Annotated in this window: 13 protein-coding genes; 11 read left to right on the top strand and 2 right to left on the bottom strand. The window is 72.6% G+C overall.

Annotated elements, in window-relative coordinates:
* Positions 1 to 4: 4 nt before the first annotated feature.
* The 3 genes from proB to G6N10_RS07355 all read left to right on the top strand — a co-directional run bounded on the left by proB (position 5) and on the right by G6N10_RS07355 (position 3,606).
* A complete protein-coding gene (proB, locus tag G6N10_RS07365) occupies positions 5 to 1,123 on the top strand; it encodes a glutamate 5-kinase (protein ID WP_085100374.1) in 1,119 nt (372 codons plus the stop codon).
* 114 nt (positions 1,124 to 1,237) lie between these two features.
* Positions 1,238 to 1,465, top strand: a complete 228-nt coding sequence (locus G6N10_RS07360) for a hypothetical protein (protein WP_085100377.1) — start codon at positions 1,238 to 1,240, stop codon at positions 1,463 to 1,465.
* Positions 1,466 to 1,533: 68 nt separating this feature from the next.
* Positions 1,534 to 3,606 (top strand): NAD(+) synthase, encoded by a 2,073-nt coding sequence (locus G6N10_RS07355; RefSeq protein WP_085100380.1) that lies wholly within the window; start codon positions 1,534 to 1,536, stop codon positions 3,604 to 3,606.
* A 3-nt stretch (positions 3,607 to 3,609) separates the two neighbouring features.
* On the opposite strand, the gene G6N10_RS07350 is transcribed toward G6N10_RS07355, so the two are convergent.
* On the bottom strand, positions 3,610 to 4,227 hold the full coding sequence (locus tag G6N10_RS07350) for a methyltransferase family protein (protein WP_085100383.1): 618 nt from the start codon (positions 4,225 to 4,227) through the stop codon (positions 3,610 to 3,612).
* Positions 4,224 to 5,084, bottom strand: coding sequence for a PfkB family carbohydrate kinase (locus G6N10_RS07345; RefSeq protein WP_263993357.1), 861 nt, complete (start codon positions 5,082 to 5,084; stop codon positions 4,224 to 4,226). The genes G6N10_RS07350 and G6N10_RS07345 overlap by 4 nt, the downstream gene beginning before the upstream one ends.
* 115 nt (positions 5,085 to 5,199) lie before the next feature.
* Here G6N10_RS07345 and G6N10_RS07340 point away from each other — a divergent pair, with 115 nt between their 5' ends.
* The 8 genes from G6N10_RS07340 to octT are packed head-to-tail and all read left to right on the top strand — an operon-like array spanning position 5,200 to position 13,610.
* Positions 5,200 to 7,311, top strand: coding sequence for a DEAD/DEAH box helicase (locus G6N10_RS07340; RefSeq protein ID WP_109750635.1), 2,112 nt, complete (start codon positions 5,200 to 5,202; stop codon positions 7,309 to 7,311).
* 17 nt (positions 7,312 to 7,328) lie between these two features.
* Positions 7,329 to 8,636: a glutamate-5-semialdehyde dehydrogenase gene (locus G6N10_RS07335; protein ID WP_085100394.1), complete on the top strand. Its 1,308-nt coding sequence runs from the start codon at positions 7,329 to 7,331 to the stop codon at positions 8,634 to 8,636.
* A 54-nt stretch (positions 8,637 to 8,690) separates the two neighbouring features.
* A complete protein-coding gene (locus G6N10_RS07330; RefSeq protein ID WP_085100397.1) occupies positions 8,691 to 9,590 on the top strand; it encodes an AAA family ATPase in 900 nt (299 codons plus the stop codon).
* Positions 9,591 to 9,592: 2 nt separating this feature from the next.
* On the top strand, positions 9,593 to 11,044 hold the full coding sequence (locus tag G6N10_RS07325; protein ID WP_085100400.1) for a vWA domain-containing protein: 1,452 nt from the start codon (positions 9,593 to 9,595) through the stop codon (positions 11,042 to 11,044).
* Positions 11,045 to 11,088: 44 nt separating this feature from the next.
* Positions 11,089 to 11,742: a nicotinate-nucleotide adenylyltransferase gene (nadD, locus tag G6N10_RS07320; RefSeq protein ID WP_263993358.1), complete on the top strand. Its 654-nt coding sequence runs from the start codon at positions 11,089 to 11,091 to the stop codon at positions 11,740 to 11,742.
* Entirely contained in the window at positions 11,739 to 12,161 is a 423-nt protein-coding gene (gene rsfS / locus G6N10_RS07315) for a ribosome silencing factor (protein WP_085100403.1), read from the top strand. Before nadD ends, rsfS begins: the two co-directional genes overlap by 4 nt.
* Complete coding sequence (gene gpgP / locus G6N10_RS07310; protein WP_085100406.1) at positions 12,158 to 12,835, top strand: glucosyl-3-phosphoglycerate phosphatase; 678 nt, start codon at positions 12,158 to 12,160, stop codon at positions 12,833 to 12,835. Before rsfS ends, gpgP begins: the two co-directional genes overlap by 4 nt.
* Before the next feature lie 4 nt (positions 12,836 to 12,839).
* A complete protein-coding gene (gene octT, locus G6N10_RS07305; RefSeq protein ID WP_085100409.1) occupies positions 12,840 to 13,610 on the top strand; it encodes a diglucosylglycerate octanoyltransferase in 771 nt (256 codons plus the stop codon).

Below are 13,610 nucleotides of genomic sequence, written 5' to 3'. Positions count from 1 at the left end.
TCCGGTGGCCGAATCCGTGCATCGTGCCGCGGTCCGCACCGCGCGCAGCGTCGTCGTCAAGATCGGCACCACCGCGCTGACCACGCCGACCGGCGAGTTCGACACCGCCCGGCTGCAGCGTCTGGCCGACGCCATCGAGGCTCGGATGGCGGCAGGCTCGGACGTGGTCATCGTGTCCTCCGGCGCCATCGCCGCGGGCATGGAGCCGCTCGGGCTGTCCAAGCGGCCCAAGGATCTGGCGACCAAGCAGGCCGCGGCCAGCGTCGGGCAGGTGGCCCTGATCCGGGCCTGGAGCGCGGCCTTTCACCGCTATGGCCGAACCGTCGGGCAGGTGCTGCTGACCGCCCACGACGTGGCGATGCGATCCCAGCACAACAATGCCCAGCGGACGCTGGACCGACTGCGCGCGCTGCACGCGGTGGCCATCGTCAACGAGAACGACACCGTCGCGACCAACGAGATCCGGTTCGGTGACAACGACCGGCTCTCCGCGCTGGTCGCGCACCTGGTCGGTGCGGACGCGCTGGTGCTGCTGTCGGACATCGACGGGCTCTACAGCGGGGATCCGCGCAAGGCCACCGCGGATCGGCCGGCCCGATTCATCCCGGAGGTCGCCGGGCCGCAGGACCTCGCCGACGTGATCGCCGGGACCGGCAGCCGACTGGGCACCGGCGGCATGGTCTCCAAGCTGTCCTCGGCGCTGCTGGCCGCCGATGCCGGGGTGCCGGTGCTGCTGGCCGCGGCCGCGCAGGTGGAGGCCGCCCTCTCGGATGCCTCCGTCGGCACGGTGTTCGCCCCGCGCGGCCGCCGGATGTCGGCGCGGCGGTTCTGGCTGCGGTATGCCGCGGAGGCCGCCGGGGCGCTCACCCTCGACGAGGGCGCGGTCCGGGCGGTGGGGCAGCGGCGCCGGTCGCTGCTGCCCGCCGGGGTGACCGAGGCGGCGGGGTATTTCCACGGCGGGGATGTGGTGGAACTGCGCGGTCCCGACGGGACCGTGGTGGGCCGGGGCGTGGTGGCCTACGACGCCGCCGAATTGGCGTTGATGCTGGGCCGCTCGACCGCGGATCTGCCCGTTGAGCTGCGACGTCCCGTCGTGCATGCCGACGATCTCGTTGCGTACTGAACCACCCGCTGTTTGTTGGGACACAATTTGGTCCGGTGATGACTTTTGTCACTAGGATGGCGGCTGGGCCGAGGGCAGTATGGGAGTCGGCAGCCGAGTGCGCAGGGGGTTGCAATGCCGGTAGGGGAAATCGATGAGGTGGCGTGGAAGTTTCTGCGCTCGGAGTTCACCGGACGCACGTACGCGAACTGGCCCATCGATCGCCGGGTCGACGCGTACCTGATCCGCAACGGGATGCGCCGCTTCCTCGACAACGGCGCGGACTACTCGGCGCTGCTGGACCGGGTGATGTCCAACATCGGGGCGGCGCTGCGTTCCGGGATCTTGAGCCCGGGCCGCTGAACGGCGCGCCGGGCCGCCGTTTCCGGCGCAGCCACCCCGGCACCCCGGCACTTTGAGACAATCTGCGGGTGGACTTCTTTTCCGCCTACCGACACGGATTCGTGCGGGTCGCCGCCAGCACCCTGCACACCACCATCGGTGACCCGGCCGCCAACGCCGCGGCGGTGCTCGCCACCGCCCGGGACTGCCACGACGACGGCGTCGCGCTGACGGTTTTCCCCGAGCTCACGCTGACCGGCTACTCGATCGACGACATCCTGCTGCAGGACACCCTGCTGACCGCGGTGGAGGCGGCGCTGGCGGAGCTGGTGCGGGCCTCGGCGGAGCTGCGTCCGGTGCTGGTGGTCGGCGCACCGCTGCGCTTTCGGCACCGGATCTACAACACCGCCGTGGTGATCCACCGCGGCCGGATCCTGGGTGTGGCGCCCAAGTCCTACCTGCCGACCTACCGAGAGTTCTACGAGCGGCGCCAGTTTGCCCCCGGCGACGACATTCGCGCGACGATCCGGGTGGCGGGCGCCGAGGTGCCGTTCGGGCCCGACCTGCTGTTCGCGGCGGCCGATCTGCCGGATTTCGTGCTGCACGTGGAGATCTGCGAGGACATCTGGGTGCCGATCCCGCCGAGCGCGCGGGCCGCGCTGGCCGGTGCCACCGTGCTGGCCAACCTGTCCGGCAGCCCGATCACCGTCGGCCGCGCCGAGCAACGCAAGCTGATGGTGTCCTCGGCCTCCGCGCGCTGCCTGGCCGGCTACGTCTACGCCGCCGCGGGGGAGGGCGAGTCGAGCACCGACCTGGCCTGGGACGGTCAGACGATGATCTACGAGAACGGCCGGCTGCTGGCCGAGTCGGCGCGCTTCCCGCGCGGCGCGGCCCGCAGCGTCGCCGACATCGACACCGGGCTGCTGCGCTCCGAGCGGCTGCGGATGGGCACCTTCGACGACAATCGCCGCCGGCACGGCATCGACGAGGCGGACACCCATGCGGCGGACACCGCTGCGGGGTTCCGCCGGGTGGAGTTCACCCTTGACCCGCCGGACGGCGACATCGGGCTGCGCCGCGCGGTGGAACGCTTCCCCTTCGTGCCGGCCGATCCGGCACGGCTGCAACAGGATTGCTACGAGGCCTACAACATCCAGGTGTCCGGACTGGAACAACGGCTGCGGGCACTGAACTATCCGAAGGTCGTCATCGGGGTTTCCGGTGGCCTGGACTCCACCCACGCGCTGATCGTCGCGGCCCGGGCGATGGACCGGGAGGGCCGCCCCCGCAGCGACATCCTGGCGTTCACCATGCCCGGATTCGCCACCGGTGAGCACACCAAGAACAACGCCATCGCGCTGAGCGAGGCGCTGGGGGTGACCTTCGCCGAACTCGACATCCGCGACACCGCCGCGCTGATGCTGGCCAACATGGACCATCCGTTCGGTCGCGGCGAGAAGGTCTACGACGTCACCTTCGAGAACGTGCAGGCCGGGCTGCGCACCGACTACCTGTTCCGGCTGGCCAACCAGCGCGGTGGCATCGTGCTGGGCACCGGGGACCTCTCCGAGCTGGCGCTGGGCTGGTCGACCTACGGCGTCGGCGATCAGATGTCGCACTACAACGTCAACGGCGGCGTCCCGAAAACCCTGATCCAGCACCTGATTCGGTGGGTGATCAGCCAACGCGAGTTCGGCCCCGAGGTCGGCGAGGTGCTGACCAGCGTGCTCGACACCGAGATCACCCCGGAGCTGGTGCCCACCGATGCGGGCGAGCCGGTGCAGAGCAGCGAGGCGACGGTCGGGCCCTATGCGCTGCAGGACTTTTCGCTGTACCAGGTGCTGCGCCACGGGTTCGGTCCGGCCAAGATCGCGTTCCTGGCCTGGCATGCCTGGCGCGACGCCGAGGCCGGCGACTGGCCGCCCGGCTACCCGCCGGAGCGGCGAACGCAGTACGGCCTGAACGAGATTCGGGACTGGCTGACGGTGTTCGCGCGGCGGTTCTACGCGTTCAGCCAGTTCAAGCGTTCCGCCCTGCCCAACGGCCCGAAGGTTTCGGCGGGCGGATCGCTGTCCCCGCGCGGAGATTGGCGTGCGCCCTCGGACCTGTCCGCGCGGATCTGGCTGGCCGAGATCGACCGGGACATCCCGCGCGGGGCCTGAGGCTCAGCGGCTGGGGGAGCGCCCGACGCCCGGAATGAACCGGCCGACGGTGGCGGTGTAGTCGCGGTACGGCTCGCCGTGCACCTGGGCCAGATACGGCTCCTCGACCACCCGGACCTGCAGCTCGATGGTGACCAGCAGCAGCGCGAACCCGATCAGCGCCAACACATTCGGGGTGACCAGCGCGATGCCCGCACCGAACACCAGCATCGCGGTGAAGATCGGGTTGCGGACCCGGCCGAACACCCCGGTGCGCACCAGCGCGGTGCGTTCGCCTGGGTCGACCCCGATCCGCCAGGAGTCGCCCATGTCGATCTGCGCGTAGACGGTGCCGCAGCTGCCGGCGATCGCCAGGGCGATCCCGATGGCCTGCAGCCACGGGGCGACCAGCGCCGGCACCGGAGCCAGCAGCTGCGCCCACTGCAGCACCGGTGCGGCCACCGCGATCAGGATCGCCAGCAGAAAACCCGCGCCGGCGAGCCACTCGACCGAGCCCACCGACCCGCTGACGCCCTTGAACCCGGTCGATCCGGTGCGGCGGAACTGCCGCCAACTGCGCCACCCGAAGCCGAGGGCGCCGAAGATGAGCAACAGTACGACGGCAATCGCGGGGTAGTTCATCGGGCGAGCACATCCTTGATCATCTCGTCGGTAGGCGCGCAATCTCCGGCGCTGGGAACCAGGGTGGCCAACGCGCCGGCCGCCGCGGCGCGGCGCACCGCGCGCTCCGGGGTCATCGCACACCAGCTCGCCGCCAGCACCCCGGCGAACACGTCGCCGGCCCCGCTGGTGTCGATGGCCTCAACCGGCGGCGCGGCCACCTCGAACCGCCGCGCGTCGCTGAGGACGGTGACCCCGTCGGCGCCCCGGGTGGTGACCAGATACGGGACCGGCCACCGCCACTGCGCGGCCTCGGTCTCGTTGACCACCACCACGTCGACGACGGCGGCCAGCTCGGCCAGCGCCGCCGGGTCGGCCCCGCCGGGGGAGGCGTTGAGGATCACCGCCGCGCCCGCGTGGCGGGCCTGCCGGGCCGCCGCGAGCGCGGTCGCCACCGGAATCTCCAACTGCAGCAACACCACGTCGGCCGCGGCGACGATCTCCCGCAGCCGCGGATCGTCAAGGGTCAGGTGGGCGTTCGCGCCGGGGGCGACGACGATCATGTTTTCCGCGTTGGCGGTGGACACCGGGATCGCCGCGGTGCCGCTGGGCAGCGGCAGACGCACCACCCCGTCGAGCCCGACCCCGTTGTCGCGCAGATGCGCGGCCAGCGCGTCGCCGGTGCCGTCCGAGCCCAGCGCCGCGACCAGGGTGACCGTCGCGCCGACCCGGGCGGCCGCCACCGCCTGATTGCCGCCCTTGCCGCCGGGGCTGCGGCGCAGGTCGGTGGCCAGCACCGTCTGCCCGGGCCCGGGCAGTTCGGCGACGTCGAAGACCAGATCCATGTTCACGCTGCCCACCACGGTGACCCTCGGCACCGGCTCAGCGTAGCCAGCGGACCGAGGGTGGGGGGCGGGTTCCCCGGCCCGGATCGCGGTGTCGGAGCCGGCCGATACCGTCGTGGTGCACGAGCACCCCGAGCGGAGGCAGATGATGACGCAGACCCTGACCGGCGACCGGGCGCAGCGGTCCCGAGAGGTCATCGAGGCCCTCGCCGGGCCCGGGGCCGTGCTGCGGCCGGACCAGGACAGCGCGATCGCGGCGCTGCTGGAACCCGGGGCCCGGGTGCTGGTGGTGCAGGCCACCGGCTGGGGCAAGTCGGCGGTGTACTGGGTGGCGACCGCGCTGCGGCGCGCCGAGGGCGCCGGCCCGGCGCTGGTGGTCTCCCCGCTGCTGTCGCTGATGCGCGACCAGGTCGCCGCGGCGGGCCGAGCGGGCCTGCGCGCGGCCACGCTGAACTCCTCGAATTTCGACGAGTGGAACGCCATCGAGGCGCAGCTGGCCGCGGGGGAGATCGACGTGTTGCTGGTGTCCCCGGAGCGGCTGGCCAACCCCGCCTTCGGTGCTCGGGTGCTGACCGCGCTGGAGGGCAACATGGGGCTGCTGGTCATCGACGAGGCGCACGCGGTCTCGGACTGGGGACACGACTTCCGGCCGGACTACCGCCGGGTCGCCGATGTGCTGACCCGGCTCAACCCGCAGACCCCGGTGCTGGCCACCACCGCCACCGCCAACGCCCGGGTGACCACCGACGTCGCCGCCCAACTGGGGGAGGCCACCCTGGTACTGCGCGGACCGCTGGCCCGGCGCTCGCTGCAGCTCAACGTGCTGCCGACGATGTCGCCGCTGCAGCGCTACGCCTGGGTGGCCCGGCACCTCGATGATCTGCCCGGCTCCGGCATCGTCTACGTGCTGACCGTCGCCGACGCCCAGCGACTCGTCGACGCCATCCACGCGGTGGACCCGGACGCCAAGGTCGCCGCCTACACCGGCCAGCTCGAGGCGGACAGCCGCGCCCGACTCGAAGATGCGTTGCGGGACAACCAGATCAAGGCGCTGATCGCCACCTCCGCGCTCGGCATGGGGTTCGACAAGCCCGACCTCGGCTTCGTCGTGCACATCGGCTCACCGCCCTCGCCGGTCAGCTACTACCAGCAGGTGGGCCGCGCCGGGCGGGCGATCGACCACGCGGTGGTGGCGCTGCTGCCCTCGGACGCCGACGCCGGGGTGTGGGACTACTTCGCCACCGCCACCATCCCCGACCCCGACCAGATGGCCGGCCTGCTCGGCGCGCTGGCCGACGAATCGACCTCCGGCCTGGAGCCCGCCTCGGCGGTCGCGCTGGAGGCCTCGACCGGGATCCGGCGCACCCGGGTCGAACTGATGCTCAAGCAGCTCGCCGTGGACGGGGCGGTGCAGCGGGTCGACGGTGGCTGGCGGGTCACCGGCCAGCCCTGGCACTACGACGCCGAGCACTACGCCGGAATCGTCGCCACCCGCCGCCGCGAGGCCGACATCATGGCCGACTACACCCGCGGCCGGCGCTGCCTGATGGCGCTGCTGACCGAGTCGCTCGACGACCCGCAGGCCGATGCGTGCGGGAAATGCTCGGTGTGCCTGGGCCACGTCCCGGACCCGCTGGGCGAACCGGCCGGCGAGGACACCGCCCGCACCGTTGCCCGCGCGCTGCGGGCCAACACCGCGGTGCTGGAGCCCCGCAAGATGTGGCCCGGCGGCGCGTTCGGCGCCCGCGGCCGGATCCCGGCGCAGCTGGCGGCCGAACCGGGCCGGGTGCTGGTGCACGCCGACGCCCCGGAATGGACCGGGGTGATCCCGGCCGCCCGGGCCGGGGATGCGAGTGCGCTCGGTGAGCTCGCCGAGGCGGCGGTCGGTGCGCTCGGCCGGTGGCGCCGGGACTGGGTCGCGCGCCCCGAGGTGGTGGTCGCGCTGTCGCTGACCGGATCGGACACCCCGGTCGGCCCGGTCGCCGATCGGATCGCCGAGGTCGGCAAGCTGGCCCGGGCGAGGATGCCGGTCGCCGCCGGGGACCCGCCCGGGCGGGACACCGCCGGGGCCGGGGAGGCCGCGCACTGGCGCTCGGCGATCGGGGTCGACGACGCGCTGCTGGACGCGATCGCCGGCCGCTGCGTGCTGCTGGTCGCCGATTCCAGCTCGACCGGCTGGCCGGTCACCGTTGCCGCGGCGCACCTGCGCGACGGCGGGGCCGCCGCGGTGCTCCCGCTGGTCATTCACCGTCCCGCCTGATTGGCTAAGCTGCGAGGATGACCGCCCACGCCGAGACCGTCGCCGGTAGTGACCGCCGCGAGCAGGTGCACCGCCGGGAGCAGGTGGACCTGCGCGAGCAGGCAGACCTCCGCGAGCAGGTGCACGCCGCCGCCCGCCGGGCCCGCGCCGCATCCCGGGAGCTGGCCACGCTGAGCACCGCGGTGAAGGACCGTGCGCTGCACGCCGCCGCCGATGCCGTGCTCGGTGCGGCCGCCTCGATCCTGGCCGCCAACGCCGAAGATCTGGAGCGCGCCCGGGCGGCGGGCACCTCCGAGGCGATGCTGGACCGGCTGGCGCTGAACCCGCAGCGCGTCGACGGCATCGCCGCCGGCCTGCGCCAGGTGGCCGGCCTGCCCGATCCGATCGGCGAGGTGCTGCGCGGCCGGACCCTGCCCAACGGCCTGCGGCTGCGCCAGCAGCGCGTTCCGCTCGGCGTGGTCGGCATCGTCTACGAGGGCCGCCCCAACGTCACCGTCGATGCGTTCGGGCTGACCCTGAAGTCCGGCAACGCGGTGCTGCTGCGCGGCAGCTCCTCGGCCGCGTCGTCGAACGCCGCGCTGGTGGACACGTTGCGCGACGCGCTGGTCGGGGAGAACCTGCCCGCCGACGTGGTGGCGCTGCTCTCGGCCGCCGACCGGTCCACCGTCACGCACCTGATCCAGGCCCGCGGCCTGGTCGACGTCGCCATCCCGCGCGGCGGCGCCGGGCTGATCGAGGCGGTGGTCCGCGACGCCCTGGTGCCCACCATCGAGACCGGCACCGGCAACTGCCACGTCTACGTGCACGCCGACGCCGACCTCGACGTCGCGGAGCGGATCCTGATCAACTCCAAGACCCGGCGCCCGTCGGTGTGCAACGCCGCCGAGTCGCTGCTGGTGGACGCCGCGATCGCGGACACCGCGCTGCCCCGGCTGCTCGGCGCGCTGGCCGCCGCCGGGGTCACCGTGCACACCGAGCCGACCGAGGAACAGCTGCGCGCGGAGTTCCTGTCGCTGGACATCGCGGTGACCGTCGTCGACGGGGTCGATGCGGCCGTCGCGCACGTCAACGAGTACGGCACCGGGCACACCGAGGCGATCGTCACCCGGGACCTGGCCGCCGCCCAGCGGTTCACCGACCGGGTCGACGCCGCCGCGGTGATGGTCAACGCCGCAACCTCCTTCACCGACGGCGAGCAGTTCGGTTTCGGTGCCGAGATCGGCATCTCCACCCAGAAGCTGCACGCCCGCGGCCCGATGGGTCTGACCGAGCTGACCTCCACCAAGTGGATTGTCTGGGGCGACGGCCAGATCCGCGCGGTCTAGACACCCCGCACGACCCCGGCGGCCGCGCGCCGCCCCAGCCCGCCAGGAGACCCGTTGGACACCCCCGCCACCACCGCGCCACTGTTCACCGACATCGACGACGTGGTGCGCCGGCTCGCCGAGACCGGCTACATCGCCGACACCGCCACCGCGACCGCGGTGTTCCTGGCCGACCGGTTGGGCAAACCGCTGCTGGTGGAGGGCCCGGCCGGGGTCGGCAAGACCGAACTGGCCCGGGCGGTGGCCGCCGCAACCGGCTCGGGACTGGTCCGGCTGCAGTGCTACGAGGGCGTCGACGAGGCCCGGGCGCTCTACGAGTGGAACCACGCCAAGCAGATCCTGCGGATCCAGGCCGGCTCGCACGCCGCCGCGACCGGGCAGGCCGAGGGCTGGGACCAGACCCGCACTGATGTGTTCAGCGAGGAGTTCCTGCTGAGCCGTCCGCTGCTGACCGCGATCCGGCGCACCGACCCGACCGTGCTGTTGATCGATGAGACCGACAAGGCCGACATCGAGATCGAGGGCCTGCTGCTGGAGGTGCTCTCCGACTTCGCGGTCACCGTCCCGGAGCTGGGCACCATCACCGCCACCCGCAAACCGTTCGTGGTGCTCACCTCCAACGCCACCCGGGAGCTGTCCGAGGCGCTCAAGCGGCGCTGCCTGTTCCTGCACATCGACTTCCCCGACGCCGAACTGGAGCGCGAGATCCTGCTGTCCCGGGTGCCCGAGCTGCCCGAGCGGATGGCCGCTGAGCTGGTCCGGATCATCGGGGTGCTGCGCGGGATGGCGCTCAAGAAGCTGCCGTCGGTCGCCGAGACCATCGACTGGGGCCGCACCATGCTGGCCCTCGGCATGGACACCGTCGACGACGCCACCGTCGCCGCCACCATGGGCGTGGTGCTCAAGCACCAGTCCGATCAGGTCCGGGCCGCCGGGGAACTGCGGCTCAACTAGCCATGACGGCCCGCCGCATTCGCCCCGCCCAACCGGCCGCCCCGCACGGGCTGCCCGGCCACCTGGTCGGATTCGTCGAGGCGCTGCGCGGGCGCGGCATCGCCGTCGGTCCGTCGGAGACGGTGGACGCCGGGCGGGTGCTGGCCACCATCGGGCTCGGCGACCGGGAGGTGCTGCGCGAGGGCCTGGCCTGCGCGGTGCTGCGCCGCGCCGACCACCGCGACACCTACGACGCGCTGTTCGACCTGTGGTGGCCGGCCGCGATCGGGGAGCGGATGGTGCTCGAGGAGCCCGGCGACGACGACGCCGAGGACCGGCCCGCCGCGCTGCCGGTCGAGGACCTCGAGGCGATGCGCGCCATGCTGGCGGACCTGCTGTTGGCCAACGAGGATCTCGCCGAGATGGACTCCCGGCTGCTGGCGATGATCGCCGCGATCATCGAGGCGCACGGCAAATACCAGTCCGGCCGCGGGCCGTCGTACTCCTCCTACCAGACGCTGCGGGCGATGGCGCTGGAGGAACTGGAGGGCAAACTGCTGGCCGGGCTGCTCGCCCAGTACGGCGACGCGCCCACCCCGACCCAGCAGGAACTGGCCAAGGCCGTTGCCGCCCAACGCATCACCGCGGTCCGCAAGATGGTGGAGTCCGAGACCAAGCGCCGCACCGCCGAACAGCTGGGCCGCGAGCACGTCGCCACCTACGGCATCCCGGAACTGTCCGAAAACGTCGAGTTCCTGCGCGCCTCCGGCGAACAACTGCGGCAGATGCGCAAGACCGTCGCGCCGCTGGCCCGGATGCTCGCCACCCGGCTGGCCGCCAAGCGTCGCCGGCATCGCGCCGGGCAGATCGATCTGCGCAAGACGCTGCGCCGGTCGATGTCCACCGGCGGGGTGCCGATCGAGGTGGTGCTGCGCAAGCCGCGCCCGGCCCGCCCCGAACTCGTCGTGCTGTGCGACGTGTCCGGCTCGGTCGCCGGCTTCAGCCACTTCACCCTGCTGCTGGTGCACGCGTTGCGCCAGCAGTTCTCCCGGGTCCGGGTGTTCGCGTTCATCGACACCACCGACGAGGTGACCCACCTGTTCGGGCCGGAGGCCGACTTGGCCGTCGCCGTGCAGCGGATCACCCGCGAGGCCGGCGTCTACACCCGCGACGGGCACAGCGACTACGGGCACGCGTTCACCTCGTTCACCGACAACTTCCACCAGGTGCTCTCACCGCGCAGTTCGCTGCTGATCCTCGGGGACGGCCGGACCAACTACCGGGACCCGCAGCTGGGGGCGCTGGCGCACCTGGTGACCGCCAGCCGGCACGCGCACTGGCTCAACCCCGAACCGGCGCACCTGTGGGGCAGCGGGGATTCCGCGGCGCCCCGCTACGCCGAACTGCTGCCGATGCACGAGTGCCGGTCGGCCAAGCAGCTGGCCGCCGTCATCGACGGGCTGCTGCCGGTCTGACGGTTCGGCAGGAACCGATCCCGGCTCCAGTAGGCTGCTCTACCGTGCGAAAACAGCGACGCAGGCTCGGGGTGATGGGCGGGACCTTCGATCCCATCCACCACGGCCACCTGGTCGCGGCCAGCGAGGTGGCCGACCGCTTCGAGCTGGACGAGGTGGTCTTCGTGCCCACCGGCGAGCCCTGGCAGAAGCACGGCCGCCGGGTCACCGCCGCCGAGGACCGCTACCTGATGACCGTCATCGCGACCGCGTCGAACCCGCGGTTCTCGGTCAGCCGCGCCGACATCGACCGCGGCGGGGCGACCTACACCAAGGACACCCTGCGCGACCTGCGGGCCCAGCACCCCGACGCCGAGCTGTTCTTCATCACCGGCGCCGACGCGCTCGGCGCCATCCTGTCCTGGCAGAACTGGGCAGAGCTGTTCACCATGGCCCGCTTCGTCGGGGTCAGCCGCCCCGGCTTCGAGCTGAGCGGCAAACACATCATCGAGGCGATGGCCGAACTACCCGCCGACGCGCTGACCCTGGTCGAGGTGCCGGCGCTGGCGATCTCGTCCACCGACTGCCGGCGGCGCGCCGCCGACTCCCGGCCGATCTGGTACCTGGTGCCCGACGGCGTCGTGCAGTACGTGTCCAAACGCGGGCTCTACCGCACCCGGGGCGCCGACCCCGCCATCCCCGAAGAGGAGACCAAGTGAGCGCCACCCCCGAGGCCGTGGCGATGGCCACCGTCGCCGCCCGCGCGGCGGCCGGCAAGCTCGGCACCGACATCGTCGTCATCGACGTCTCCGAGCAGCTGGCCATCACCGACCTGTTCGTCGTCATCACCGGCCGCAACGACCGGCAGGTCAACGCCATCTTCGACGAGGTCGAGGAGAAGATGCGTCGGGCCGGCTACAAGCCCGCCCGGCGGGAGGGCACCCGGGAGGGCCGCTGGGTGCTGCTGGACTACATCGACATCGTCGTGCACATCCAGCACGAGGAGGAGCGCGAGTTCTACGGCCTGGACCGGCTGTGGAAGGACTGCCCGACGGTGCCGGTCGACGTCGAGGATGTGCCGGCCGAACCCGAGGGCGGCGGGGCAGCGGACGCTGCCGCAGAGGACGGCGGGGAATGACGATTCGTCGGCTCGTGCTGCTGCGGCACGGTCAGACCGAGTTCAACGCCGACAGCCGGATGCAGGGCCAGCTCGACACCGACCTGACCGATCTGGGCCGGGCCCAGGCCGAGGCCGTCGCCGCGGTGCTGGCCAAGCGCCAGCCCATCGCCATCGTCTCCTCGGACCTGCGCCGGGCCCACGACACCGCGCTGGCGCTCGGTCAACGCACCGGGCAGCCGGTGGCCATCGACCCGCGGCTGCGCGAGACCCATCTGGGGGACTGGCAGGGCCTGACCCACCTGGAGGTCGACGCCGCGGCCCCCGGGGCGCGGCTGGCCTGGCGTGCCGACGCCCGCTGGGCGCCGCACGGCGGGGAGAACCGCGTCGACGTCGCCCGACGGGTGCTTCCGCTGGTGACCGAGCTGGTCGGCGCCCAGCCGCAGTGGGGCCGCGACGACGTGGACCGGCCGGTGGTGCTGGTGGCTCACGGCGGGCTGATCGCGGCGCTGACCGCCGGGCTGCTGCGGCTGCCGGTGGACAACTGGCCGGCGCTGGGCAGCATGGGCAACGCCAGCTGGGTGCAGCTGTCCGGGCACACCGCCGTCGGCGGTGACCCGGCCGCGATCGACGACATCGCCTGGCGCCTCGACGTCTGGAACGCCTCGGCGCAGGTGGCCAACGATGTCCTCTGAACCGATGGCGTCCGCTGACCCCACGCCGTCCGCTGACCCCACGCCGTCCGCGGCGCGGCCCACCCTGCTGGTTTTCGCCGATTCGCTGTCCTACTACGGACCCACCGGCGGGCTGCCGTCCGACGACCCGCGGATCTGGCCGAACCAGGTCGCCGAGCGCCTCGGCTGGGACCTGGAGCTGATCGGCCGGATCGGCTGGACCAGCCGCGACGTCTGGTGGGCGGCCACCCAGGACCCGCGGTCCTGGGCCGCGCTGCCGCGCGCCGGGGCGGTCATCTTCGCCACCAGCGGGATGGATTCGCTGCCCTCGCCGCTGCCCACCGCGGTGCGCGAACTGATCCGCTACGTCCGCCCGCCGTGGCTGCGGCGCTGGGTGCGCGACGGCTACGGCTGGGCGCAGCCGCGATTCTCGCCGCTGGCCCGGCCCGCGCTGCCGCCGCACCTGACCGCGGAATATCTCGAAATGACCCGCGCCGCAATTGATTTCAACCGGCCGGGGATTCCCGTCGTCGCCGCACTGCCGAGCGTGCACATCGCCGACAGCTACGGCCGATCGCATCGCTGGCGCTCAGACACCGTCGCCGCGATCAGCGACTGGAGTGCCGAACACGACGTGCCACTGGTCGATCTGAAGGCCGCGGTCGCCGAGCACATCTTCGCCGGCCGCGGGAACCCGGACGGGATCCACTGGAACTTCGAGGGGCACGACGCGGTCGCCGCGCGGGTGCTCACGGCGCTGGGCCTGGCCGGAGTCGCAGTGCCCGGCGACGACTGA

This window comes from Mycolicibacterium fallax (assembly GCF_010726955.1).
Classification (GTDB): domain Bacteria; phylum Actinomycetota; class Actinomycetes; order Mycobacteriales; family Mycobacteriaceae; genus Mycobacterium; species Mycobacterium fallax.
The sequence above is the reverse complement of the archived record's forward strand: the minus strand, read 5'-3'. Positions and strand labels throughout refer to the sequence as shown.